The organism is Streptomyces pactum (assembly GCF_002005225.1).
GTDB classification, from domain to species: domain Bacteria; phylum Actinomycetota; class Actinomycetes; order Streptomycetales; family Streptomycetaceae; genus Streptomyces; species Streptomyces pactum_A.
In genome coordinates, this window is sequence record NZ_CP019724.1 from 2049890 (window position 1) to 2075274 (window position 25385).

At 72.6% G+C, this 25385-nt stretch carries 18 protein-coding genes; 7 read left to right on the forward strand and 11 right to left on the reverse strand.

Annotated features, from left to right (window positions below; all coding sequences use genetic code 11):
* Nucleotide 1: 1 nt before the first annotated feature.
* The 6 genes from B1H29_RS08560 to hemE form a co-directional block, all read right to left on the reverse strand.
* Nucleotides 2-1243 (reverse strand): MFS transporter, encoded by a 1242-nt coding sequence (locus B1H29_RS08560; protein ID WP_167392519.1) that lies wholly within the window; start codon nt 1241-1243, stop codon nt 2-4.
* Complete coding sequence (locus B1H29_RS08565; protein WP_079160097.1) at nt 1243-1839, reverse strand: GNAT family N-acetyltransferase; 597 nt, start codon at nt 1837-1839, stop codon at nt 1243-1245. Before B1H29_RS08565 ends, B1H29_RS08560 begins: the two co-directional genes overlap by 1 nt.
* A complete protein-coding gene (locus tag B1H29_RS08570) occupies nt 1832-3028 on the reverse strand; it encodes a type III PLP-dependent enzyme (RefSeq protein WP_055419670.1) in 1197 nt (398 codons plus the stop codon). The genes B1H29_RS08565 and B1H29_RS08570 overlap by 8 nt, the downstream gene beginning before the upstream one ends.
* Nucleotides 3029-3036: 8 nt before the next feature.
* Nucleotides 3037-4362, reverse strand: coding sequence for a DUF6271 family protein (locus B1H29_RS08575; protein ID WP_055419671.1), 1326 nt, complete (start codon nt 4360-4362; stop codon nt 3037-3039).
* The gene (locus tag B1H29_RS08580; protein ID WP_055419672.1) at nt 4344-5441 is read right to left on the reverse strand and encodes a phytanoyl-CoA dioxygenase family protein; all 1098 of its coding nucleotides are present in this window, start codon (nt 5439-5441) and stop codon (nt 4344-4346) included. Before B1H29_RS08580 ends, B1H29_RS08575 begins: the two co-directional genes overlap by 19 nt.
* An 886-nt stretch (nt 5442-6327) precedes the next feature.
* The gene (gene hemE / locus B1H29_RS08585) at nt 6328-7395 is read right to left on the reverse strand and encodes a uroporphyrinogen decarboxylase (protein ID WP_055419673.1); all 1068 of its coding nucleotides are present in this window, start codon (nt 7393-7395) and stop codon (nt 6328-6330) included.
* A 192-nt stretch (nt 7396-7587) separates the two neighbouring features.
* Here hemE and B1H29_RS08590 point away from each other — a divergent pair, with 192 nt between their 5' ends.
* From B1H29_RS08590 to B1H29_RS08610, 5 genes are all read left to right on the forward strand, one after another.
* Nucleotides 7588-8223, forward strand: coding sequence for a DUF3000 domain-containing protein (locus tag B1H29_RS08590; RefSeq protein WP_055419674.1), 636 nt, complete (start codon nt 7588-7590; stop codon nt 8221-8223).
* Nucleotides 8224-8511: 288 nt separating this feature from the next.
* The gene (locus B1H29_RS08595; protein WP_003972894.1) at nt 8512-9174 is read left to right on the forward strand and encodes a response regulator transcription factor; all 663 of its coding nucleotides are present in this window, start codon (nt 8512-8514) and stop codon (nt 9172-9174) included.
* A gap of 165 nt (nt 9175-9339) precedes the next feature.
* Nucleotides 9340-10626 carry a ribonuclease D gene (locus tag B1H29_RS08600; RefSeq protein WP_167392520.1) on the forward strand — a complete coding sequence of 429 codons (1287 nt, stop codon included), beginning with the start codon at nt 9340-9342 and terminating at the stop codon, nt 10624-10626.
* Nucleotides 10627-10810: 184 nt separating this feature from the next.
* The gene (locus tag B1H29_RS08605; RefSeq protein WP_055419676.1) at nt 10811-12028 is read left to right on the forward strand and encodes a thiolase family protein; all 1218 of its coding nucleotides are present in this window, start codon (nt 10811-10813) and stop codon (nt 12026-12028) included.
* Nucleotides 12025-14154: a 3-hydroxyacyl-CoA dehydrogenase NAD-binding domain-containing protein gene (locus tag B1H29_RS08610; RefSeq protein ID WP_055419677.1), complete on the forward strand. Its 2130-nt coding sequence runs from the start codon at nt 12025-12027 to the stop codon at nt 14152-14154. Before B1H29_RS08605 ends, B1H29_RS08610 begins: the two co-directional genes overlap by 4 nt.
* Nucleotides 14155-14221: 67 nt before the next feature.
* Here B1H29_RS08610 and B1H29_RS08615 read toward each other — a convergent pair whose 3' ends face one another.
* Together B1H29_RS08615 and B1H29_RS08620 are read right to left on the reverse strand one after the other, a co-directional pair.
* A complete protein-coding gene (locus B1H29_RS08615; protein ID WP_055419678.1) occupies nt 14222-15730 on the reverse strand; it encodes a hypothetical protein in 1509 nt (502 codons plus the stop codon).
* 48 nt (nt 15731-15778) lie between these two features.
* Nucleotides 15779-17233 (reverse strand): hypothetical protein, encoded by a 1455-nt coding sequence (locus tag B1H29_RS08620; RefSeq protein ID WP_055419679.1) that lies wholly within the window; start codon nt 17231-17233, stop codon nt 15779-15781.
* A 72-nt stretch (nt 17234-17305) separates the two neighbouring features.
* Between B1H29_RS08620 and B1H29_RS08625 the strand changes: the two genes are divergently transcribed.
* Nucleotides 17306-18214, forward strand: coding sequence for an endonuclease/exonuclease/phosphatase family protein (locus B1H29_RS08625; protein ID WP_055419680.1), 909 nt, complete (start codon nt 17306-17308; stop codon nt 18212-18214).
* Between the two features lie 151 nt (nt 18215-18365).
* On the opposite strand, the gene B1H29_RS08630 is transcribed toward B1H29_RS08625, so the two are convergent.
* The 3 genes from B1H29_RS08630 to B1H29_RS08640 all read right to left on the reverse strand — a co-directional run bounded on the left by B1H29_RS08630 (nt 18366) and on the right by B1H29_RS08640 (nt 24915).
* Nucleotides 18366-22313 carry a bifunctional glycosyltransferase/CDP-glycerol:glycerophosphate glycerophosphotransferase gene (locus B1H29_RS08630; protein ID WP_234393076.1) on the reverse strand — a complete coding sequence of 1316 codons (3948 nt, stop codon included), beginning with the start codon at nt 22311-22313 and terminating at the stop codon, nt 18366-18368.
* A gap of 338 nt (nt 22314-22651) precedes the next feature.
* Nucleotides 22652-23776 (reverse strand): hypothetical protein, encoded by a 1125-nt coding sequence (locus tag B1H29_RS08635; protein ID WP_079160099.1) that lies wholly within the window; start codon nt 23774-23776, stop codon nt 22652-22654.
* Nucleotides 23777-23895: 119 nt separating this feature from the next.
* Nucleotides 23896-24915 carry a hypothetical protein gene (locus B1H29_RS08640; protein ID WP_055419682.1) on the reverse strand — a complete coding sequence of 340 codons (1020 nt, stop codon included), beginning with the start codon at nt 24913-24915 and terminating at the stop codon, nt 23896-23898.
* 79 nt (nt 24916-24994) lie between these two features.
* Here B1H29_RS08640 and B1H29_RS08645 point away from each other — a divergent pair, with 79 nt between their 5' ends.
* Nucleotides 24995-25372, forward strand: a complete 378-nt coding sequence (locus B1H29_RS08645) for a hypothetical protein (RefSeq protein ID WP_055419683.1) — start codon at nt 24995-24997, stop codon at nt 25370-25372.
* Nucleotides 25373-25385: the final 13 nt, after the last annotated feature.

The following is a 25385-nucleotide window of genomic DNA, read 5'->3' on the forward strand; positions in this document are numbered from 1 at the left end:
GTCAGGCGCGGGAGGCCTCTGTCCGGGCCACGGGGGCCGGAGTCCAGCGGATGCGGGTGCTGCACAGCGAGACGGCGACCGCCGACGCGGCGACGGCGCCCATGCCCCACGCCAGGTCGCTCGCGCCCGCGATGAAGCCGATGAGCGGCGGGCCGGCCAGCAGACCGGTGGTTCCCATGGCGGCGACCAGGGTCAGCGCGTCCGAGCCCTGCCGGGCGGCGGCCGCGTAGACGCAGGGGGTCACGGCCGCGATGCCCAGGCCCATGCAGGCGAAGCCGGCGAGGGCCGGTGCGACGCCGCCGCTGACCAGGGCGGCGGCGAGGCCGGCACCGGCCACCGCGCTGCCCAGGAGCACGACCCGTCCGTCGCCCCAGCGGGCCCGCCAGCCGTCGGCGAAGAGCCGGGCGACGACCATCATCCCCGAGACGACGGCGATGCCCAGGGGGGCGAGTTCCGCTGACGCGTCGGCGACGTCCTTCAGGTAGAGGGCGGACCAGTCGTTCATGGCGCCTTCGGCGACCGTGCCGAAGACCATGGCGCAGCACATCCACAGGGTCAGGCTGGACGGGACGGTCCAGCGGCGGCGGCCCGGCTTCCGCGGGCGCTCCGACCGCTCGGCCGGAGCGGCGGAATCGGCGGAATCGGCCGGAGCGGCGGCATCCGCGGGAGCGGCGTCGTCGAGCAGTCCCGTCCGCGCGGACACGCCCAGTACCGCGAGGAGGGCGACGGCGACGGCGAAGTGCGCTGCGACCGACCCGGTCGCGGCGGTCATGCCGGAGGCGAGCAGGGCCGCGAGCAGCGATCCGGCGCTGAACGTCGCGTGCAGCTTCGCCATGGTGTTGCGCTCGTGACGGGTCTCCAGGGCCGCGCCCTGCGCGTTCATGGCCACGTTCAGGCAGCCCACGAGGACGCCGTCGGCGCACATCACCAGCAGGGCCACCGGGTAGTTCGGGGCCGCCGCCAGGGCGAGCAGCAGCAGGGCCAGGCCGAGCTGGGACAGCAGGGCGAGCCGCCGCGAGCCGAGGCGTCGCATCAGCCACGCCACCACCGGGAACGACACCGCGGCGCCGACCCCCGCGGCCATCAGGAGCACCCCCACCTCGGCCGCGGTCAGGCCCAGGTCGGCCTTGACGGCCGGGATGCGGGCGGCCCAGGTGGCGTACTGGAAGCCGAGGGACAGGAACAGCGCGGCGATCGCCACCTGGCCGCGCCGGAAGGGGTCGTGGAGACGGGACACGCGCATCAGCTCACTTCGCGCAGGGACGGGAACCGGGACGGGGACGGGACCGGCGGCGGGGGCGTGAGCGCGGACGGGGACGCCCGCCGGGTGCGGTCGGACGGCGGCACCGGTCTGGACATGTAGACGGCGTCCGCGCCGTAGGCGGCGGGCACGACCCCGGGGTGGGGTACGAAGCCGCGCGCCGACCAGAACCGCTCGGTGCCGCCGACGGCGACCAGGGAGATCCGCTCGTCCCCGCGGGTGCGGGCGGTGCCGGTGAGGTGGTGCAGGAGGTGCCGCGCCAGTCCTCTGCGGCGCAGGCCGGGCGCCACGACGACGTCGTGCAGATGGAGGTTGCCGGGCGGGAAGGCGGTCGCGGTCTCCTCCGTCCGCTCGAGCTCCGGGTACCGGTGGAACGGGTAGGGCAGGGCCAGCAGGTAGCCGGCCGTACGGGGGCCGACGTCCAGGACGAAGCAGGTCCGCGGCGAGGCCGCCGCCCGGGACTGCAGCGCCGCCCGGCCCTCCGACAGGCCCAGTCCGGTGTAGGCCTCCCGCTCCAGCGCCACGACGGCGTCCCAGTCCCCGTCCTCGATACGGCGTACGCGCACGGTGTCATCCATCGGCGGCGTCCCCTTCCGGGCGGCCCGCCCAGGCGTACGGGAGCGGTGCGAAGCCGTTGAAGCCGAGGGTGGTGTAGCTGGTCGCGTAGGCGCCGCTGGAGAGCACCCAGACCGGATCGCCCGAGGCCAGCGCCGCGGGCACCGGGACCAGCGCCTCCTCGTGACAGTAGGCGTCGTCGCTGTCGCAGGTGGGTCCGGCGACGACGGCCGGGACCCGGGGACCGTCGGTGTGCCCCGGGAAGACCAGCCGGTACTGAAGCGCGTCCATCTCGTACAGGCCGTTGAACTTCCCGCAGCTCAGGTACAGCCAGTACCGCGGCTCGCCGTCCGCCCCACGGCGCTCGGTGAGGCGGGCGACGTGCGCGCGGATCGCCCCGTGGTCGGCGACGAGGTGCCGGCCGGGTTCGATGACGAAGTCCAGGGGGGCGCCGTGGATGCGGCGCAGTTCGGCCGCCCCCTCGCGGATCACCGCGAAGATCTTGTCCAGCGGTGGGTCGAGGGGCGTGCCGTGCCGGTCGCGGTAGCCGAGCGCGGGCAGGCCGCCGCCGAGGTTGACGTGGTCGACGCGGATGCCGCGCCGGCCCAGGGCGCGCAGGGTGCCGCCCAGGTCCTCCAGGGCGGCGTGCCACGCCTCGCCCGTCATCTGCTGGGAGCCGACGTGCACGGACAGTCCCGCCGGGACCAGCCCCGCCTCCCGGGCCCGTTCCATGACGTGGACGGCGTCGCCGGGTGGGCACCCGAACTTGTGGCTCAGGCCCCATACGGCGCCCGTTCCGCCGGTCGCCACCCGGCAGAAGACGCGGGCACCGGGGGCGTGGACCGCGAGGGCGGCCACGTCCTGGGGGCTGTCCGTCGCGAAGGTGCGGATGCCGAGACGGTGGGCGTCGGCGATGTTCCGGTCGGACTTGACGGTGTTGCCGTAGTGCACGCGCCCGGCCGGCACTCCGGCCCGCAGCGCCTGCGCCACCTCGCCGGGGCTCGCCGCGTCGACGCCGGCGCCCCTGCGTGCCAGGGCGGTCAGGACCTCGTCGACCGGGCAGGCCTTCATGGCGAACCGGACCCGCACGCCGGGCAGTTCGCGGCGCAGGGTGTCGTAGCGCCGCTCGATGCCGGCGAGGTCGTACACGAGCCGGTCCTCGGTGGTGGCGGCGAGGGCGGCGGCCAGGGGTGCGCTGACATCCTCGGTCATCGCCGCGCTCACTGAGGCCGCCCGGGCGTCAGGACGAGGGGGGTGGTCCTGGCCGCCGCCACCAGACCCTCCCACGCCTCCGTCAGCAGCGCGAAGTCCGCCATGTCGTCGCGCGCCTCGTCCAGGAGTCGCTCGCGCCGGCCGGCCAGGAGGCCGGCCACGTCGGCGTACGGGCCGCCGAGCCGCCGGTAGGCGGTGTCGAGGGCGTCGAGCCGGCGGGCGTTCTCCGCGAGGTCCAGGCCGGTGCTCTCGCGGGCCAGGGCGGCGACGGCCAAGGGGCGGGCCCGGCCGTGGCCGTCGAGCAGCGTGTCGCCGGCCTCGGCCATCCGGTCGTAGACGAAGTGGAAGTGGAGCATCGACAGCAGGAACTTGGCGAAGCGCATCTGGTAGGCGAGGAAGCCGCGACCGGTCCGGCGTTCACCGGTGTGGTAGTTGACGATGTTCCGGTTGTGCAGCACGCCGGGCAGCCGGGCGTCGTGGACCAGGTGGATCAGGAAGTAGTCGCTGCCGATGGTGTCCCTGGCGGGTGGCAGCGGCACCCGTTCGCTGACGGTGTCACCGTGGAAGGCGATGTTGCACATGTCCACCCGCATCGGGTCGACCAGTGCCAGCAGTGAGTGGTCGGCCTCGAACGGGGCGGTGCCCGCTCCGCGGAAGGACTCCTCGACCAGTTCCCGTTTCCGCTCGGCGGACCAGTGCTCGGGCGCCCAGAGGGAGACGACGTCGTGGTAGGCGCCGGGATCGGCGTCGCGTATCCGCCCGACGTCCACGGAGAGTTCGCCCACGAAGGAGCTGCCCACCATGGCGACCGGCCGGTCCAGGAGCGAGACGGGCAGGGCCGATTCGGTGACGTCGGGCAGTGCGTCGGCGGCGCGTCGGCCCAGTGACAGCAGTTCGTGGTGGACGGGGAAGACCGTGGCGCCGTCCAGGCTCTGGTACCGGCTGTCCGAGTCCCTGCGGTGGACGGACTCGCAGCCGAGCGCCGCCGCGATCAGGAAGGCTCGGTCGGTGCAGGCGCCGTAGGACAGGCCGTCCGGGAGCATGAGGTCGAGGAGCAGGTCGGGCTTGGCGCTGCCGGAGTGTGCCGTCACCCGTGCCAGGAAGTCGCGCTGGGCGGCCTCGTCGAGGTGGTGCGCGGTGATCCGGGGGTGCGCGGGCAGGCGCCGTACGGCCTCGGCGTGCGCGGCGTGGACGGGTGGCGGGCAGGAGTCGAGGACCAGCAGGTGGACCTCGACGCCGAAGTGGTCGGCGGCGTAGGCCGCTTCCGCACCGAGGGCGGCGATGGTGTCCGGGCAGGGCCGGTTGGTGGGAAGGGTCAGGCAGATGCTGCGCATGCGGCTTCCCCGGTGGCCTCGTCGGTCGCCTCGCTCCTGTCGGTGCCGGCCCCGTCGCCGGCGTCCGCGTGCCAGGACTCCAGGCCCAGCAGCCTGGCGCCGAGGTCGTTCAGCTCGGCGGGGCCGTAACGCTCGGACTCGGGCCGGCGGGCGTCGCCGAGCAGCGTGGCGTTCCAGTCGGGGGTGGCGAGGGTGCGCCAGGAGCCGACGCGGGAGTCGCGCAGGGTCCGGTGGGTCTCCAGCGCGGGCATCATCGACAGGTACTGGACCGCGCGCACGCCGTCGCCGGAGACGTTGGGGGCGACGCCGTGGGCCAGCAGGCCGTTCCAGATGAGCAGGTCGCCGGCTTCCAGGTCGGGCCGTACGACGGGCATGTCCTCGCGGTCGATCGCGGGGCGGATCGGGTCGCGGTCGTCGGGCTGGAGGGCCTTCCAGCGGTCGAAGCGCCGAAACAGGTCGGGGCAGCACTGGAAGCCGCCGTGGTCCGGCTTGGTGTCGTTGAGGGCGATGATGCCCTGCACCCGCTGGGGCAGCACGCCGAGCGTGGTGTCGACGTCCCAGTGCAGCTCGATGTCGAAGCCGCGTTCGCGGTGCTCGATCAGGGCGCGGTCGCGGTTGCCGGTGTTGGGCGGGTTGAGGTTGAGCCGGTCCAGGGTGACCCACAGCTCCTCGCAGTCCCAGACGTCGACGAAGGCGTCGTAGACGCGCTGTGTCTGGCGGCTGTCCCAGATGAGCTGGTGGTGGTAGGCCTCGACGAAGCCGTAGATGTGCAGTTCCCGGTCGAGGTCGCTGCGGTACTCGCGATCCTGGTACCAGGTGTCGGGGCGGTCGGGGTCGAGGCCCTGGAACTCCCAGGCGAAGTCGAGCAGTCGACGGGCGGACGAGGCGGGTATCGCCTCCTTCACCACGACGTAGCCGTAGGTCTGCCAGTGGGCGAAGTCCTCCTCGGACAGCACCCGCAGCGGACGTGTCTTGCGCAGGTCGCGCAACTGCGTGCGGGCCAGGTAGGTGTCGGCGTCCGCGCTGAAGTAGGGGAGGTCCGACGGGGCTCGGTGGAGGTGGGAATCGGGCGTCGCCATGTGGTGCTCCAGATCCTCGCCGTCGCCCCGTGCGGGCAACGGCGGTGTGCGCGACGGAGGTCGGGCCGTCGCACATGAGGTCGGTGGGGGCAGCGGGGCCCGCTCGCACGCGTGGGCGGAGCGGGGTGACGAGGGCGTCTCGGTGGGACGGGGGTCTCCCTGGTCAGGGGATCGCCCGGTCCGCGTTCTCGTCCGGAATGGTCGTCTCGTCCGGGGTGGTCGTCACGGAAGCGGAAGTCGTCCGGCGTGGAACCGGGGCGTCACATGCGCCCCTCGCCGAACTTCCGTCTCACAATGGACTAGACCAAGGAAAGGTGTCAACACCCGCCCCGACAGGACCAGTTGTTACTTCCGGGTTCGACGGGACCCCTCTTGACACGCCTGGTTAACCTGAGTCCGCACCCACTTGGTCTACACCAAAGACCCGTTTCCGAGAGGCGCGGTCGACGGCTTCCGGCAGGCACGGCGGCGAGGCGCGCCGGCTCGGGCTGTCCGGTTCCACGGGAGGCTCCCGCACGGCGTCACCGCCCCGCCCCGGGAGCGGCTGCCGGGCACGACCGTGCGCACGGGTGGGCGGTGCGGAACTGGAGGAGGGGGCGGTCGCGTGGGAGACCTCCGCCCCCGAGCGGGCCGCGAAGGGCCGCCGGCGGTCGTCGCCCACGACGCGGCCCGGCAGGCACGGAGGGGCCGCCCCGGCTCCGGGACGGCCGCGGCGGAGGAGTTCACGAGCACGCCCGCGCGCCGAGCCGCGCGACCGGCGGGCGCAGGCACGTCCGGATCGGGCCGTTCACCGAGCAGCGCGGAGGCCGGGCGCCGGGCGCCTTTGTGGCGTGCGCGCACCCGGCCAGGGCGTGGGAAGGCCCGGTGGTCCGCGCGTGCGGGCTCGTCAGCGCGCGGTCTGCGTGTGCACGTACTCCACGAGGCGGGTCAGGGCGTCCGGGTCGGTGGCGGGCAGGACGCCGTGGCCGAGATTGAAGACGTGTCCCTCCAGGCCGGCCGCCGCGTCCAGGATCTCGCGGGTCTTGGTCTCGACCGCCTGCGGGGTGGAGAAGAGGAGGGCGGGATCCAGGTTGCCCTGGAGCGCCTTGCCGGGGCCGACGCGGCGGGCGGCCTCGTCCATCGGGACGCGCCAGTCGACGCCGACGACGTCCGCGCCGGCCTCGCCCATGAGGCCGAGGAGTTCGCCGGTGCCGACGCCGAAGTGGATGCGCGGCACGCCGTATCCGGCGACGGCCTCGAAGACCTTGCTCGAGGCGGGCATCACCGAGCGACGGTAATCCGCGGGAGACAGCGCGCCGACCCAGGAGTCGAAGAGCTGGACGGCGCCGGCGCCCGCCTCGATCTGCACCTTGAGGAAGGCGGCCGTGATGTCGGCGAGCCGGTCCAGGAGGTCGGCCCACAGCCGCGGGTCGCCGTACATGAGGGCCTTGGTGTTCTCGTGGTTGCGGGACGGGCCGCCCTCCACGAGGTAGCTCGCGAGGGTGAACGGCGCCCCGGCGAAGCCGATCAGCGGGGTGGCGCCGAGCTCGGCGGTGAGCAGGCCGAAGGCCTCGGTGACGTAGGAGACGTCCTCCGGGGTGAGGTCGCGCAACCGGGCCAGGTCCGCGCGGGTGCGGATCGGGTTCTCGACGACCGGGCCGACACCCGGCTTGATGTCGAGGTCGATGCCGATGGCCTTGAGCGGGACGACGATGTCGCTGAAGTAGATCGCCGCGTCCACGCCGTGCCGGCGCACCGGCTGGAGGGTGATCTCGGTGACCAGTTCCGGCCGCATGCAGGACTCGAGCATCGGGATGCCCTCGCGCACCTTGCGGTACTCCGGCAGTGAGCGCCCGGCCTGCCGCATGAACCACACGGGGGTGTGCGGCACCGGCTCACGCCTGCACGCCTTGAGGAACGCGGAGTCGTACGTGGCGGTCGGCTGCTTGCCCGCGGGGCTCTGGTTGGCACTCACACCGGCAAGTCTCGCATGTCGCCGTCACGGCGCCCGACCTCGGGTGGGGCGCCTCCCGCGCGCCCCGCGGACCCGCGTGATCCGGACATCGCGCCCGCACGCGGGTGTCCCTCCCTGCGCCGAGGCGCCGTTCCGCTTAATCTTCCCCGCATGGCTGCGGCTCAGGGACGACTGTCGGACGGCGCTGGCGGAATGGACGAACCGAAAGGTACCGAAGAGGAGGCCCGGCATGGGGAGAGTACGGCGCCGCCGGCCTTCGCGGCCGCCGTCGAGGCGCTCCGGGCCGCGCGGCTGCGGCCGCAGGTCGAGGTGGAGGCGACACGCGCACCCCAGCGGCTCGCCCCGTACGCGTACGCGCTGGAGGCCGCGGTCGTCGACGGGGACGACGATCTGGCGGACGGGCGTCTGGTGCTGCTGCACGACCCGGCCGGGCACGACGCCTGGCGGGGCACCTTCCGGCTGGTGACGCTGGTGCGGGCCGAGCTGGAGCCGGAGATGGCCGCGGATCCGCTGCTGCCGGACGTGTGCTGGTCCTGGCTCACCGGCGCGCTCCAGGCGCGCGGGCTGACGTACGGGGAGGCCAGCGGCACGGTCACGCGGGCCGGCTCCCACTACTTCGGCGGGCTCTCGGCGCGCCCGCCCGCCTCGCAGATCGAGATCCGGGCGTCCTGGACGCCGCGCGAGGGGCTGGGCGGCGTCCCGGACACCGCGGCGCACCTCGCCTCCTGGTGCGACCTGCTGGCCCAGGTCGCCGGGCTGCCACCGGCCGCGCCGGGCGACGCGTCGATCGTGTCGCTGCCGCAGCGGCGCGGCCCGCAGTCGCGCTAGGCCGCCCCTCTCTCCGCCCTCCCGCACCCGGGCTCCGTGCGGCCCAGGAAACGTTCCGTCACTTTGTCGACACGGCCACTTTCGGCCCCGTATCGACAAAGTGTGAAACCGTTCGATCTTCGAATGATCGACCGCGTGTCCGAATTGCTCGGATTGTTACTCACCAGATCGTGATCATTCTCTAAAGGCGGACGGGTTCGGTGCCGAAGACGACTGTGACCTTGAAAGCACGGTTCGTCCCGGCTTCACCCCCATGAGCCGGCCCCGTCCCGCACCCCAGGAGGCCTGGTGTCCGTTCTCCTCGAGCAGCCTGCAAGCCTGGTCGCCTACCGCCCGAACAAGCCGACCGCCATGGTGGTCGTGGCCGACCCGCGCGTTCGTTCCACCGTCACCCGCCATCTGTGGGCGCTCGGTGTGCGCGATGTCATCGAGGCCTCGTCCGTCGCGGAGGCTCGTCCCCGCATCGGCAACCCCCGCGACATCTGTGTCGCAGACGTCCATCTCCCCGACGGCTCCGGTCTGACCCTGCTGTCGGAGACCCGCGCCGCGGGCTGGCCCAACGGCCTCGCCCTGTCCGCCGCCGACGACATCGGCGCCGTACGCAACGCCCTCGCCGGCGGTGTGAAGGGCTATGTCGTCACCGGCACCCGTACCAACGTCGGGCTCCCCACCCGGCCGGGTGCCGCCCCCATCGGCGCCGCCGCCGCCCGCCTGCACCGCCGCCCCCCGGGCGCCCCGAGCCACCCGGGCGGCTACCGCGAGCTCTCCGGCCGCGAGGTGGAGGTGCTTCGACTGGTCGCGGAGGGCCAGTCGAACAAGGCGATCGGCGTCTCGATGGGCCTGTCCGCCCTGACCGTCAAGAGCCACCTGGCCCGCATCGCCCGCAAGCTCGGCACCGGCGACCGCGCCGGAATGGTCGCCGTGGCCCTGCGCACCGGCATCATCCACTGACCGCTCCCGAACCCGACCCGATCCCCGCCTCCCCTCCCCTGCCTCCCTCCCCTCCCCTCCCCCACAGCCGATCTTTCACTGACCTGACTGGTTTACGACCCCCCGGCGCCCGCCGACGGAACGTTCCGTCGGCGGGCGCCGTCGATCCACCGATACCCTTGACACGTGACCGACGCCCACGAAACCGCAGCAGACCGCCCACTGCGAACCACCGGAGGCGCCCCTCCGGACGACGCCGGATCTTCTGCGAGTCAGGCGCCGACCCCCTTGCTCGAACCACGGGAGGGCGTTCCGCCGGTGATCGCCGACGCGGCCGCCCTCGCCGAGGTGACCGCCGCCTTCGCCGCGGGCAGCGGCCCCGTCGCCGTCGACGCCGAGCGCGCCTCCGGTTACCGCTACGGCCAGCGCGCCTATCTGGTGCAGTTGCGCCGCGAGGGCGCCGGGACCGCGCTGATCGACCCGGTGGCCTGCCCCGACCTGTCCGGGCTGGGCGCGGCGCTCTCCGACGTGGAGTGGGTGCTGCACGCGGCCACCCAGGACCTGCCGTGCCTGCGCGAGATAGGGATGGTGCCCACCCGGATCTTCGACACCGAGCTGGCCGGCCGGCTCGCCGGGTTCCCGAGGGTCGGCCTCGGCGCGATGGTCGAGAACGTACTGGGCTTCGTCCTGGAGAAGGGCCACTCGGCCGTCGACTGGTCCACCCGCCCGCTGCCCGAACCGTGGCTGCGCTACGCCGCGCTCGACGTCGAACTCCTCGTCGACCTGCGCGACGCGCTGGAGAAGGAGCTGGACCGGCAGGGCAAGCTCGAGTGGGCCCGGCAGGAGTTCGACGCGATCGCCTCGGCCCCGCCGCCCGAGCCGCGCAAGGACCCGTGGCGCCGTACGTCCGGCATGCACAAGGTGCGCCGGCGCCGCCAGCTCGCCGTGGTGCGGGAGCTGTGGCAGACCCGGGACCGCATCGCGCAGCGCCGCGACGTCTCTCCCGGCAAGGTGCTCGGGGACGCGGCCATCGTCGAGGCGGCGCTCGCCCTCCCGGTCAACGCGCACGCGCTGGCCGCGCTGAACGGGTTCGGACGGGTCAACCGCCGGCAGCTCGAGCAGTGGCAGGTGGCGGTCGACCGGGCCAGGGGCCTGTCCGAGTCGCAACTGCCGCAGCCCGGCCAGCCGGTGACCGGTCCCCCGCCGCCGCGGGCGTGGGCCGACAAGGACCCGGCCGCCGCGGCCCGGCTCACCGCCGCGCGGGCGGCGGTGACGACGCTGGCGGAGCGGCTGAACATGCCCCAGGAGAACCTGATCACCCCGGACACCGTGCGCCGGGTCTGCTGGGAGCCGCCGGCGACGGTCGACACGGAGTCCGTGGCCGCGGCCCTCGCCGGCCACGGGGCCCGGCCCTGGCAGGTGGAGCAGGTGACGCCCGCACTGGTGACGGCTCTGTCCCAGAGCGTGTCGTAGAAGGGGCGGGCGGCGGGATCCAGCCAAGATCCAGGGATGGAGCGGCGACCCGGCGGTGTGACGTTCGCCGCTTGGGCCGGGGGGACTGGGCAGCTACGTTACTCATAAGTAGCATGGGCCTGAGCGCGCGCTCAGTACCTGCGTGCCGCAGCAGTGCCATCCCGCACCCTGGAGGAGAGCCATCGTGCCTCGTACCGTCAGGGACGTCGTCTTCGTAGACGGCGTCCGCACCCCGTTCGGCAAGGCGGGCCCGAAGGGCATCTACCACGAGACCCGCGCCGACGACCTGGTCGTGAAGGCGATCCGGGAGCTGCTGCGCCGCAACCCCGGTCTCGACCCCAAGAAGATCGACGAGGTCGCCGTCGCCGCGACCACGCAGATCGGCGACCAGGGCCTGACCATCGGCCGCACCGCCGGCATCCTGGCGGGCCTGCCCACCTCGGTCCCGGGCTACTCGATCGACCGCATGTGCGCGGGCGCCCTGACCGCCGTCACCTCGGTGGCCGGCTCCGTCGCCTTCGGCGCGTACGACGTGGCCGTCGCGGGCGGTGTCGAGCACATGGGCCGCCACCCGATGGGCGAGGGCGTGGACCCGAACCCGCGCTTCGTCAGCGAGAAGCTGGTCGACGAGTCCGCCCTGTTCATGGGGATGACCGCGGAGAACCTGCACGACCGCTACCCGAGCATCACCAAGCGGCGCGCCGACGAGTACGCCGTGCGCTCGCAGGAGAAGGCCGCCAAGGCGTACGCCGACGGCAAGATCCAGGCCGACCTGGTGCCGGTCTCGGTGCGCCGCACCAACGAGGAGGCGGGTGAGACCGGCTGGGGTCTGGTCACCGCCGACGAGCCGATGCGTCCGGGCACCACGCTGGAGAACCTGGCGGGCCTGAAGACGCCGTTCCGCGTGCACGGCCGGGTCACCGCGGGCAACGCGGCCGGTCTGAACGACGGCGCGACCGCCTCCCTCATCGCGAGCGAGGACTTCGCCCGAGAGAACGACCTGCCGGTCAAGATGCGCCTCGTCTCGTACTCCTTCGCGGGTGTCGAGCCGGAGGTCATGGGCTACGGCCCGATCCCGGCGACGGAGAAGGCCCTGGCCCAGGCCGGGCTGTCCATCGACGACATCGGCCTGTTCGAGATCAACGAGGCCTTCGCCGTCCAGGTCCTCGCCTTCCTGGAGCACTACGGCATCGCCGACGACGACGCGCGCGTCAACCAGTACGGCGGCGCCATCGCCTTCGGCCACCCGCTCGCCTCGTCGGGCGTCCGCCTGATGACGCAACTGGCCCGCCAGTTCGAGGAGCAGCCGCACGTCCGCTACGGCCTGACCACCATGTGCGTCGGCTTCGGCATGGGCGCGACGGTCGTCTGGGAGAACCCGCACTTCGAGGGGGACAAGTGAGCACCACCGCAGAGCTTCTGAAGGGTGCGGCCGAGCTGTTCCCCGGCGAGGTCGTCACGCAGGCGCACGTGCGCCACTTCGACCTTCCCCTGGGCGCGGGCCGCTTCGCCCTGATCACCCTGGACAACGGGCACGACCACACCAAGCCGACCACGCTCGGCCCGCAGTCGCTGGCGAACATCGACGCCGCCATCGACCGGGTCCAGAAGGAGGCCGCGGACGGCGAGATCGTCGGCGTCGGCGTCACCGGCAAGCCGTTCATCTTCGCGGTCGGCGCCGACCTCAAGGGCGTCGAGCTGCTCAAGCGCCACGAGGACGCGCTCGCCATCGGCAAGGGCGGCCACGACGTCTTCAAGCGGCTGTCGCAACTGGCCGTGCCGACCTTCGCGTACTACAACGGTGCCGCGATGGGCGGCGGCGTGGAGATCGGCCTGCACTGCGCGTACCGCACGGTGTCGGCGGCCCTTCCCGCCTTCTCCCTCCCCGAGGTCTTCCTCGGCCTCGTCCCCGGCTGGGGCGGCTGCACGCTGCTGCCGAACCTGATCGGCGCCGACAAGGCCGTCTCGGTCATCATCGAGAACAGCCTCAACCAGAACAAGCAGCTCAAGGGCGAGCAGGTCTACGAGCTCGGCATCGCGGACGCGATCTTCGAGGGCGCCGACTTCCTGGAGCAGTCGCTGATCTGGACGGCGTCCGTCCTCAAGGGCGAGATCGCCGTCGAGCGTCCGGCGATCGACCGCGGCGAGGCCTGGGACCAGGCCGTCGCCAAGGGCCGCTTCGTCGCCGACTCCAAGGTGCACGGCGCCGCCCCGGCCGCCTACCGCGCCCTGGACATCATCGCCGCCGCCAAGAACGGCGACCTCCAGCAGGGCTACGACGCCGAGGACCAGGCCCTCGCCGACCTCATCATGGGCGGCGAACTGCGCTCCGGCATCTACGCCTTCAACCTGGTGCAGAAGCGCGGCAAGCGTCCCGCGGGCGCCCCGGACAAGTCGCTGGCCCGCCCGGTCACCAAGGTGGGCGTGGTCGGCGCCGGCCTGATGGCCTCCCAGCTCGCGCTGCTCTTCCTGCGCCGCCTGGAGGTCCCGGTCGTCCTGACCGACATCGACCAGGAGCGCGTCGACAAGGGCGTGGGCTACGTCCACGCCGAGATCGACAAGCTGCTCGGCAAGGGCCGCGTCAACCAGGACAAGGCCAACCGCCTCAAGGCACTGGTGACCGGCGTCCTGGACAAGGCCGAGGGCTTCGCGGACGCCGACTTCATCATCGAAGCGGTCTTCGAGGAGATGGGCGTCAAGCAGAAGGTGTTCGCGGAGGTCGAGGCGGTCGCCCCGGCGCACGCGATCCTCGCCACCAACACCTCCTCGCTGTCCGTCTCGGAGATGGCGTCGAAGCTGAAGCACCCCGAGCGGGTCGTCGGCTTCCACTTCTTCAACCCGGTCGCGATCCTCCCGCTCCTGGAGATCGTCCGCGGCGAGCGGACCGACGACGCCTCGCTGGCCACGGCGTTCGGCGTGGCCAAGAAGCTGAAGAAGACCGCGGTGCTGGTCAAGGACGCCCCGGCGTTCGTGGTCAACCGCATCCTGACCCGCTTCATGGGCGAGATCCAGAACGTCATCGACGAGGGCACCCCGGTCGAGGTCGCGGAGAAGGCGGTGGAGCCGCTCGGCCTGCCGATGTCCCCGCTGGTCCTCCTCGAACTGGTCGGCCCGGCGATCGGCCTGCACGTCTCGGAGACCCTCAACCGGGCCTTCCCGGAGCGCTTCACGGTCTCCCCGAACCTCAAGGCGGTCGTCGAGGCGGGCAAGCGCGGCTTCTACGTCTACGACAGCGGCAAGCCCGAGCTGGACCCGGAGGTCGCCGCGCTGCTCAAGCAGGGCGACACCGTGCTGACCGAGGAGCAGGTCCGCGACCGCGTCCTGGACGCGGTGGCCCAGGAGATCGGCCTCATGCTCGACGAGGGCGTCGTCGCCGAGGCCCAGGACATCGACCTCTGCCTGATCACCGGCGCCGGCTGGCCCTTCCACCTGGGCGGCATCACGCCGTACCTGGACCGTGCGGGCGTCGCCGAGCGGGTGAACGGGAAGCGGTTCCTGGAGGCGGGCGTGGCGAGCGTGCCCGCGTAGTCTCCGTACGACGACGAGGGGGCCCCCGCCGTGCGGCGGGGGCCCCCTCGCATGCCGTGGGGCCGGGTCAGTAGCCGTACGGCGTCGCGCCCGCCGGGGCGGGCGCGACGGCGAAGGGGACCGGGGTGGCCGGGGACTCGTTTCCCGCCGCGTCCACGGCGAACACCTCCACCGTGTGCCGGCCCTCCTGCCACGGCCAGCCGGAGTCCCAGGCCCAGCGGCCGTCGACCGCGACCGGGCTCCCGCCGAGGAGAGTGCCGCCGGCCCTGAACCCCACCTGCGCCGCTCCCCGGGCCAGGCCGGTGAACCGCACGGCCGGTACCGCGATCTGCTCGTACGCCACCGGGGACTGGACCGTCGGCGCCGGCAGTTGCCCGCCCATGGGCGGCGTGTCGAACCGCGCCGGGGGCTGGGCCGGGATCGCGGACGCGGCGGCGGCCGAGGCACCGGCCACCGTGGTGAAGGGGATGACGGTGCCCTTGGTCTTGCGTCCCTCCGGGTCCCAGGCGACGGCCTTCACCAGGTGCTTGCCCCTGCTCCACGGCTTGTCGCGCTTCCAGGACCAGGTGCCGTCCGCGGCCACGGTCGGCGAGCCCAGGAACTTGCCGTGCTCCCACAGGCTCACCCGTACGGCGCCGGGCGCCATGCCGGTGAAGTACACGCCGTCCGTGGGCAGTTCGGTGTGCGCCGCCGGGTGGGTCACCACCGGCATGGCGATGCCGCTGGGCTTCTGGGCCGAGGTGGCGGACAGATACGCCTTGATGCCCGCGGTGTCGCGGTCCGGCTCCTCGTACCCGTTGCGCACCATGCCCAGTCGCGGGGGAAGCCCGTCGGCGAGCATGTTGACGAGGCCCATGAGGAAGGGGACGTTGCGCCTGGTGACCTCCGAGTGCCGGGTGATGTAGGGGGACTCGCTGTAGATGAAGTTGAAGTTGTCGTACCCCTGGAAGAGCCCGAGGAACGGCTCCACCTGTTCCTTGTACTGCTCGTCCTGCGGCGAGGAGAGCAGGTAGATGTTCGACTGCCGCCCGGCGCCCGAGCGCACCAGGTCGGGCAGGAGCGCGTCGGCGATCCGGACGTTCTCCTCCGGCACCCCCTGACCCAGCATGAACCCGGCGACCTTGGGGTGCACGGTCTTCACATAGGTGCCGACGAGGAACTGCGGCACGATGGAGACGATGTTGCCGAACCCGTAGCGCAGGCCGAAGTAGAGGGCCGCGCTGCCGCCCTTGGAGCCGCCCCACATCGTGACGCGGTCCGGGGTCAGGTCAAGGGCGTTCATCACCTTGGAGATGACCCCGATCACGGACTGCTCCAGGGAGAAGTCCATCCCCTCGCACAGGTAGTAGCTCCTCATGCCGCGGAACCGGTCGCGGATCCACAGGATGTTGGCCCGCACCGGGTTGAGGACGCCGTTCGACCAGCCGTAGTCGTCGGGGACGCCGAAGTTGGAGAACACGACGACGAGATGGCGGTTGCCGCCCTTCGCGTGCGTGAACCGGTACTCGACGGGATAGGCACCCGAGGTGTCGATCCCGGTGATCAGCTCGCGTGTTTTCGTCGGTGCGTTCGCCATGTGTGCGCTTCCACTCGTGAGTTGTTCGTCGTCGGGGGCCGTCGGTGCTCAGTACCGCGGCGGGAGGTGACCGGCGGGCACGGACGCGTTCAGGACCGTGAAGCCGGCCGGGGCGGGGGCCGACTCCGCACCGCTGGCGTCCACCGCGACCACCTCGACCAGGTGCGGCCCCTCCGGCCACGACCAGCCCGGGTCCCAGCCCCAGATTCCGTCCGGCGCGACCGCCACCGCGCCCAGGAGTACGCCGTTCTCCCGGAAGCCCACCTGCAACGCGCCCGGCGCGGTGCCGTGGAAGGCGACCGACGTCCCCACCTGTTGCCGCGGGCCCGGCACGGACACGACCGGCGGGATCGGCCCCGTCGGACCGGGGCCGTCGACCACCGTGAAGGGGAGCTCGACCCGGCTCGAGTGGAAGCCCGCCGGATCCACCGCGAAGATCTTGACCAGGTGCTTCCCCGTGGCCCACGGCTTGGCCGGCTGCCAGGACCAGGTACCGTCGGCCGCGACCTCCGGCGACGCCACGAACTTGCCGTTGCGCCACATGCTCACCCGCACCGCGCCCGGGGCGAACCCGGCGAAGTGCTGGCCGGTGACGGGAACCTCGCTGTTGTAGCCCGGGGAGGTGATCACCGGCGGTGCGAACGTGTCGGCGTCCTGGACCTTCGAGGTGGCGGAGAGGTAGGCGTCGATGCCCGACTGGTCGCGGTCGAACTCCTCGGCGGCATGGCGCACGAACCCCAGGCGGGGGGCGTAGCCGTCGGCCAGCAGGTTCAGCAGGCCGACCAGCGCCGGGACGTTCCGCCTCGTCACCGTGGCGTGGCCGGTGATGGTGGGCGATTCGCTGTACATGAAGTTGAAGTTCTCGTAGCCCTGGAACATGCCGAGGAACGGCTCCACCTGCACGGCGTAGTGCTCGTCCTGCGGCGAGGAGAGCACGTAGATGTTGGCCCCGGGGTTGGCCCGGCTCCGCACCAGGTCGGGCAGGAGCGCGTCCAGGACCCGTGCGTTGTGCGCCGGCGCCCCCTCGCCGAGCATGTAGGCGGAGACCTTCGGGTGCCGCCTCTCCAGGGCGTCGCCGACGAGGAACTGGGGGACGATGGCCACGATGTTCCGGTAGCCGTACCGCAGTCCGAAGTACAGCGCGGCGCTGCCGCCCTTGGAGCCGCCCCACAGGGTGACCTGGTCCGGCGTGAGCGCCAGCGACCGCGTGACGTTCGAGATGAGGGTCTGCACCGAGTCCGCCAGGCCGAAGTCCATGTTCCGGCACAGGTAGTAGGCGTTCATCCCGTCGAAGCGGTCGCGGATCCACAGGATGTTGGCGCGCACGTTGTCGAAGACGCCGTTGGACCAGCCGTAGTCCTCGGGCGCCGAGAAGTTGGCGAACACGACGACGAGGTGGCGGTTGCCGCTCTTGGCGTGGGAGAACCGGTACTCGACCGGGAACGTACCCGACGCCTCGATCCCGTTGAACAGCTTCCGCCCGCTCGTGGGTGCTTGGGACATGTACGGAACTCCAGTTTTCAGGGACAGATCGTCGGATTGGCTCCGAATCACCTGGTCGGACATGATGTCGGGATGCCTCTCGTGGTCCCCGCGCTCCCGCCCGGCCCTCGCCGGCGCCGCGGACTGATCGCGCCGGCCTCGGTACTCGCGCTGTCGGCCGTCCTCGCCGCGGTGCTGGTGCGGACCGCCCCGGGCACGGCACGGTCCCTGTCCGCGGACCGCACCCTGACGGTGGCGACCTGGAACATGTGCGGCGTCCGGCAGTGGGGTTGCGCGGACACCGGCAGTGCCTCCGCCAAGCGGCTGGCGGTGGAGCGGCTCGTCGACGCGGGGGCCGGCGTCGTGCTGCTGCAGGAGGCCTGCGCCACGCACGCCGAGTCGGTACGCGAGGCGCTCGGCGGCTCCTGGCGGCTGTCCTTCCGGCCCTACACCTGGCGCGACGGCGCCGGGCGCACCGGAACGGTCCGCTGCGAGGGCCGCGGGCAGGGCACGGCCGGCCTCGCCGTCCTCTCGGCCCACCCGCTGTCCTCGGTGCGGTCGGTGCCCTCGCGCCGGCCGGAGGTCGGACTGCGGCGGGGCATCCTGTGCGCGACCGTCGCGGCGGTCGACGTCCGGGTGTGCAACGCCCATCTGAGCCTGCCCGGCAGCGACCGGGCGCATCCCGGCCGGGAGTACCGCGACGACCAGTTGACGACGCTGATCACGGCGGCGCCCGGACCGCGCACCGTGTTCGGCGGCGACTTCAACCTGAACCCGCCGGGTGCCCGCAATCCGTCCGGCTGGGTGTGGCCGCCCGCCGCCTACGGCGCTTTCCGGGAATGCGACCAGACGTCCGGTGGCGACCGGTCGGGCCGTGCGACCCATGTGTCCGGCCACAAACTCGACTATCTCTTCACCGGGTTGCCCCGGTCCTCCTGCACGGTGCGCGACACCGGGGTCTCCGACCACCGGGCGCTGCTGATGCGGGTGGACACCGGTTGAGGCAACGCCGAAGAGGCGCTCGGCTCCCGCACCGTGGATGCGGGACGGACCGGGCGCCGGGGAAGTGGACGACGGTGCGGTCATGGAGCGCCGGTACCTTCCGGCGCGGCCGCGCACACCCCGGTGCCGCCGGCCGGCCGAGCCATCGGCGTCATACGGTCGCGCCTTCGTAGGTCCGGCCTCCGGCGGGCGGCGCCTGCCCGGCCGGTCCGGCCGGCCGCTCGTACCCCGCCGGCATGAGCCGCGGCACCTGCGGGTGCGACTGCGGCTGTCGCGAAGGCGTGCCGTCGTGCGCCGGGCCGGGCTGCGCGGGCACCGCCCCGACCGTCCGCGCCGCGTCGGACCCGGGCTGCGCCGGCCGGCGCGGCGCGGTGAACCAGCTCCCGGCCCTCCCCTGGACGGGGGTCATGGCGCGGGCGGTCTGCCGGGTGTCGACGGTCCCGACGGCCGGTGCCTGCGCCTGCCCGGGCGCGAGGTCGCCGCCCGCCACCAGCATCCGGTCGGCGAGCCGCGCGGAGGCGTACCCGTCGTCCAGGTCGCAGAACTCGCGCTGGAACCAGCGGTAGCGCTCGCCGTAGGCCTCCTGGATCCGCTCGATCTGCTCGACGGCCGACACCAGGTCCTCGGAGGTGTCCAGGAGGGGGCCCGGGGCGCTGCCCGCGAAGTCGAAGTAGAAGCCGCGCAGGGTGTCGCGGTAGTGGTCCAGGTCGTAGGTGAAGAAGAGGATGGGCCGCCCGGTGTTGACGTAGTCGAACATCAGGGACGAGTAGTCCGTGATCATCACGTCGGTGATCAGGGAGAGGTCGGCCATGTCCGGGTAGTCGGAGACGTCGTAGACGAATCCGTCGCCGGCGCCCGGCACCGGGTCCACGACGTTGGGGTGGCGGCGGACCAGGAGGACGTGCTCGGCACCCAGCCGGGCGCGGGCGTCCTCGAGGTCGATGCGGAAGTCCAGTTTGTACTTGCCGGGCGCGTAGTACTGGTCGTCGCGCCAGGTGGGCGCGTACATCACGATCCGCTTGCCCTCGGGCAGGCCGATCCGGCGCCGGATCTCCTGCTCCCGCTCCTCGGTGCCGGGCAGCCGCAGGATGTCGTTGCGCGGGTAGCCCGACTCCACCATCTCGCCGGGGAAGCCGAAGGCGCGCTGGAGGATCGGGGTGGAGAAGCTGTTGGGCGAGACCAGCATGTCCCAGTTCTGCACCTCCTTCTCGACCCGTTCCAGGTAGCGCTGGTCGGCGAAGTGGATGGACTCGATGTCGTGGCCGATCTTCTTCAGCGGGGTGCCGTGCCAGGTCTGGACGACGATCTGGCCGTCCCGCTTCTGGAACCAGTCCGGGAGGTGGTTGTTGGCGACGACGTACCGGCTGGTGGCGAGGGCCTCGTACCACTCGGGCGACCACATGCGGATCGGGATCGCGGTGGGCGGCACCTCCACCTGGTCGTCGCGCACCACCCACAGGTGTTCGAGGTCGGTACCGCGCCGGAGCAGTTCCTCGTGCAGCGCCCGGGGACTGTCCGAGTACTGGGTGCCCTTGAAGGCGTCGAAGAGGACGGCGGGGCGCACCCGCTGCCGGCGGGCCGCCGGGTACGCCTTGGTGCGCAGCAGCTTCTGCCGGTAGGGGCCGCGGGCGTGGTCGGGCATGGCCGAGTGGACCAGCAGCGACAACCGGTCGTACGCCTCGGCCTGGAGCTCGTAGCGCCGCTCGTTCGCCTCGTACTCCTCGGGGAGGGCGCCGATGATGTCCTGCTCGGTCTTCACCATCAGGTCCTCGAGGCGGTCCTCGCGGGCCACCGCCGACAGGTCCTGCCGGCGCAGGAAGAAGTCCCAGCGGCCGGCCGCGAGCGGGATGTCCCCGGCCAGCGTCCGCATGGCGGCCGGGGAGAGCAGGCAGCGGAACTCGTTGCCGTTCCACTCGACCCCGACCTCGCGCTCCGCGCCGTGCGCCCGCGAGCGGACCACCAGGTGTGCGTCCTGGTACTCCCGCGGCGACAGCCGGTCGGCGGCCAGGTACCGGCCGTGGATCTCCAGCGAGCCGTCCTCGTGCCAGGCGAACGCCGTCGCCGTGGGCAGGGTGGCCCGTTCGAAGAGCACCAGGTAGCCCGAGCCGTTGCGGTGGACGACGACCTCCCGGTCGCCCTCGCGGGTCTGCAGCGAGGCGGGCATGCGGTAGTGCCCGTCCGGGGTCTCCTCGGCCATGACGGGGTAGATGGCCGTCTTGCGGCCCTCCACGTGGAGGGTCGTCTTCCAGCCGTTGCTGCCCATGCTCCAGGACTGCGGGATCTCCGTGTCGGCCTGGGCGTCGCCCCGGAAGGCCGGTACCAGCGAGCGCAGGGGCAGCCTGGCCGCGAAGGTGCACCAGCCCTCGCCGCCCGGCGTGAAGTACACCCGCCCGTCGTGCTGGCCCGAGCCGCTCAGGCTGGTGACGCGCAGCTTGCCCCACTCCGGCACCTTCGGGCCGAGGTACACCCCGCGCAGCTCCAACTGGTCCCCGACCACGCGGTGGCCGGTGATCCGGCAGCGCACGATCTCCACCCGCAGCTTCAGCTTGCCCTGGAGGAAGACCGGGAGGATGCGGGTGTTCTTGTCGACGTACCGGTACGGGGGGTTGGCGGCGCTGCCCGCGCCGCCCCGGTCGATGCCGCGGTAGCGGAACAGCCCCCGGCTGAGGACCCCGGTGGCCACGTCCCAGGTGCCCTCGGCCCACTGGCCCTTGCGCTTGAGGCGGGTCGTGTCGATGCGGGCCTCGAAGCCGGCCCAGTCGTAGCAGTAACGATTCTGCGCGGAGGATTCGGTGGCCTGCGGCGCGTAGGTGGTCTTCGCCGTGGTGATCACCATGCGGCCCTGCTTCTTGTTCCGCAGGGCGATCGCCTTCACCGACATGTGCCGCTTGTGCACGTTGATGTAGCGCACGTAGGCGTTGCCGGTGAGGGTCAGCAGGTGGCCGTTGGCGCTCCAGCGGGCCCCGCTGAGCGAACCGTGCAGGGAGAGTTCCTTGTCGAGCCGGAACGCCTTCTTGTCGAGGCCGACACCGCGGTCACCGAGGTAGGGGTACTTCAGGTAGCGGTGGAAGCGCCGCTGGACCGGCATCGGGCCGCCCCGGCGCTCGAACTCGATGACCTCCAGGAGTTCGGGCAGCCGCCACTCGCGTACCAGGAGCCACTTGACCCGGGCGTCCGCGGGCAGTTCGTCGATGATGGTGAGGTCGGTCTCGTCGAGGAACTCGTTGGCCCACCGCATGAACGACTGCCGGTACTCCTCGTCCGCGTCCGGCAGTACCTTGAGGTGCAGCATGAGGTCGGACTTGAGACAGGCGAAGTCGTACTTGCGCTTGCTCTCCTCGTACTGCCGCGAGCGCCGGTCCGCCAGGAAGCGGCTGACCGACTGCACCGCCGCGACCCGGTCGCGCAGGTTGGACAGCTCGGTGTGGCGCTGGGTGATCGACGGCGCGGCCCCGCCCTCGCGCCGGCGCCAGAAGTAGACGATGTCGGTGATGACGTCGACCTTGGCGGCGCGGAAGTGGGCGTACATGTTGACCCAGGAGTCCTCGTACATGACGCCCTCGGGGAACGCGATGTAGTGGTAGTCCCAGAAGGAGCGCCGGAACATCTTGTTCCAGACCGTGCGGTCGTAGATCAGCGCCTCGAACCTGGTGATGTGCGTGCCGCGCCGGTTCTTCTGCATCGGGCCCTTGTGCAGCGGCGACTGCCACTTCTTGGTGGAGTTCATCATCTGCACGTTGCCCGAGACGAAGTCCGATTCGGACGCCTCCAGGGTGCGGACCAGCAGGCCGTAGGCGTACTCCGGGATGACGTCGTCACCGTCGACGAAGGCCAGGAACTCGCCCTGGGGGTGCATGGCGCGCAGCCCGGTGTTGCGTGCGTGTCCCGGGCCGTGCGGCTCCTGCCGGATCATCCGGAAGCGCGGGTCGGCTGCGCAGAAGTCGGCGGCGATCCGCGAGGAGCCGTCGGTGGAGCCGTCGTCGACGAGGATCACCTCGAAGTCGCGGAACGACTGGCGCGCGATCGACTCCAGGCATTCGGCGAGATAGGTCTCGACGTCCTGAAAGGGCACGACGATGCTCAGACGCGGGTGATCCACCAACTCGTACTCCTACCAAGACATTTCGCCCAGCGGGCCACCGACAGTCCCTACTGGACGCCCCACCCCTGCTTGGTGCACCCGCGGCCCCCTCGACCGCCTTGGCCTCACCAGTACCCCTGACCGCTGGCGAAGCCCCCCTCACCACGGCCACAGGCCCGCCACATCTTATGTCACCCTTAAGGATGGTCAAGGTCAGTTAATGTGGCGTCCATCGCTGTGACGCGCTATGGTTCCCGGCTCGTTATATTGCTGTGCGTAGGCACGGATGGTTCTCGTACCGGCACGACCGCACGGTGACGGGGTATCCGCCGCCGGTCGGGCGACGACGGAACCGCTCAGTGACCCAGGGTGTGCCACCGGGCGAAGGAGAGGCCGGCGCCGGTTTCCTGGCGGGCCACCCTCGGTGCGCCGTCGGGTCCGATCAGCGCCATCACGACCCGCCCGCGGCCGTCCCGGGCGAGAGCGGGTGCCCCCTGGCAGGACTCGGCCAGCGCGTACCACCAGAATCCGCCGGCCTCGTTCTCGGTGCCGCCCATGCCGAGCATCACCGAGCCGTCCCGGTCCCGGTGGGCGAGTACGACGCAGTCGTAGCCGTCCACCGCCGTGCGCAGGGACGCGTACCCCTGCCCGGCCGGCGATCCGCCCAGCGCGGCGGGCCAGTCGCCCTCCCGCCACGCGGCCGCCCCGCCGCTCTCGGCATCGGTCCAGAAGAACGTGACCCGCTCCGGCCCGGTCTCCAGCGCGGTGACCGTCCCCGGCACCGGGCGCAGGGCGAAACCGCGGGGGCCGTCGAAGTCGCCGCCGGGCGCCGTCTGGCGCCAGACGAGGGTGCCCGACGCGGCCGCGGCGCAGACCTCCAGCCGCCCCCCGGCCAGGGCGACCGGCGCCGGTGGGCCGTCGATCCCGCCGCCCCGCAGGTCCTCCCAGGCCCGCCACTTGCCGCTCGGCAACTCGCGGCGCAGCGACAGACCACCGCCGGCGTTCCGTACGAAGACGTGCACGGTGCCGTCGGCCGCGACGGCACCGGCCGGCGGCCCCAGCTCCCGGCCCTGCTCAGGGTCGCGGTGCGGATTGCCGAGGGAACGCCATTCGGTGAAGGCCAGTCCCGTCTGGTACTGGATCGCGTGCACGACGTCCGCGCCGCATCCGCCGTCGGCCCGTACGCGCTCCCTGCGGCCCAGGAAGTGGACATAGGTGTCCGCGCCCTGCACCACCGTCAGGTGGGTCAGTCCCGCCACGGGCACGAAATGCGGTCCGCTCCAGCCGGGGCCGCCCGCGACGGTCTCCGTCCAGCGCACCAGACCGCCGTCGGCGGGCGCGTAGAGGCTGAGCCGGCCGTCCCTGCCCAGGGTCAGCCAGTCGCCGTTGGCGGCTGTGGACGCGCCGCCCCGCCCTCTGTCCACGGTGCCCGGCCCGACCTCACGAGCGGCGCCGACGGGGTCTGCCGACCTTCTCCGCATGGCCTGCTGCACCTTCCTGAAGCCCGCCGTGTCACGGACAGGGACGTTGACCGCGGAACATCATATGCCGTTCGTTCACCAGTTCCCCATGGCTCGGCCGCCCGGCCGCCGAGGGGGCGTCAGACGGCCTGCCAGGGACCGAGCGCGAGACCCGGTTCGTCCTTGCGGCGGGCGAGGCGGAGCTGCCCGGTGGACGGCGACAGCGTGGCCGCCACCAGTCGGCCGTCGGCGTCCAGGGCCAGGGACACCACCGCGTCGGCCGGCAGCTCGGGGCCCGACTCCGTCCACACGGCGCCGAGCGCCTCCTGCTGTGAGGGGTAGGCGGCGAAGGCGACCCGGCCACTGGTCGAGCGCTGGGCGACCAGCGTGCAGTCGTGGCCGTCGATGACGCAGCGCACGGCGGAGACGGGGCCGGGGCCCGCCGCGGCCACCAGCGGCATCGGCTTCTCGCCGGGGCGCCAGGCGCACAGCTCGCCGCTGTCGTCGTCGGTGAAGAGGACGGTGGTGGACTCCTCGGAGGTCGCCAGCGCGCGCAGGGTGCCCGGGCGGACCGCCGCGTCGACGCCCTCCCCCGGCACGGGCCGCGCGCCCGGCTGCTCCTGCCGCCAGTGCCGGATGCCGCCGGTGACGGCCGCGTACAGCTCGACCCTGCCGGACTCCCCCGTCACGGCCGCGGGCTCCTCCTGGACGCCGCGTCCCTTCAGGTCCCGCCACGGCTCCCAGCCGCCCTTCTCCTTCTGGGCCACCATGCTCATGCCGCCGCCCCCGTTGCGGACGAAGACATGGGCACGGCCCTGCGCGTCGACGGCGACGGCCGGTGTCCCGGTGCGGGCGCCCTGCTTGTTGGGGTGGCCGGCCGGCTGCCAGTCCAGGGGCGCGAGCAGCGGGCGGAAGTGCGTGGTGTGCACGAGGTCGGACCGGTCCGTCCCGACGGGCCGCCAGGCGACCAGGTGGCCGTAGCCGTCGGGGCCCCGGCCGATGGAGAGGCCGGGGAGCAGTTCCTGGTCGCCGCCGATCCTGCGCGGGGCCTCCCAGGGCCCGGCGGGCGCGCGTTCGGCACGCCACAGGGCGGCACCGTCCGACGGGAGGTAGACACTGAGGCGGCCGTCGCGGCCGAGGAGAAGCCAGTCGCCGTTCACCGCTTCACTCTAAGCGGGGCCGCCGGGTCCGCGTCGCTCGGGTACGGCCCGCGCGGCGGTGCCGTGCGACCCTGACGGCATGGACGACAGCGCTCCCCTGCTCGTGATCGTCGACGCCGCGAACGTCGTCGGGTCGGTGCCCGACGGGTGGTGGCACGACCGGCGCGGGGCGGCGAAGCGGCTGCGGGACCGGCTGGCGGCGGACGGTGTGCCGGGGCGTGCCGGCCCGGTGGAGATCGTCCTGGTCGTCGAGGGCGCGGCCCGCGGGGTGGGCTCCGTGCCCGGCGTGCGAGTGGAGTCGGCCCCCGGCAGCGGGGACGACCACATGGTCGGGCTGGTCGCCCGGGCCGCCGAGGACCGCCGGGTCCTGGTCGTGACGGCCGACCGCGAGCTGCGCCGCCGGGTGACCGCACTGGGCGCGGAGGTGACGGGGCCGCGGACGGTGCGGCCCGCGTGACGGCACCCCCCGC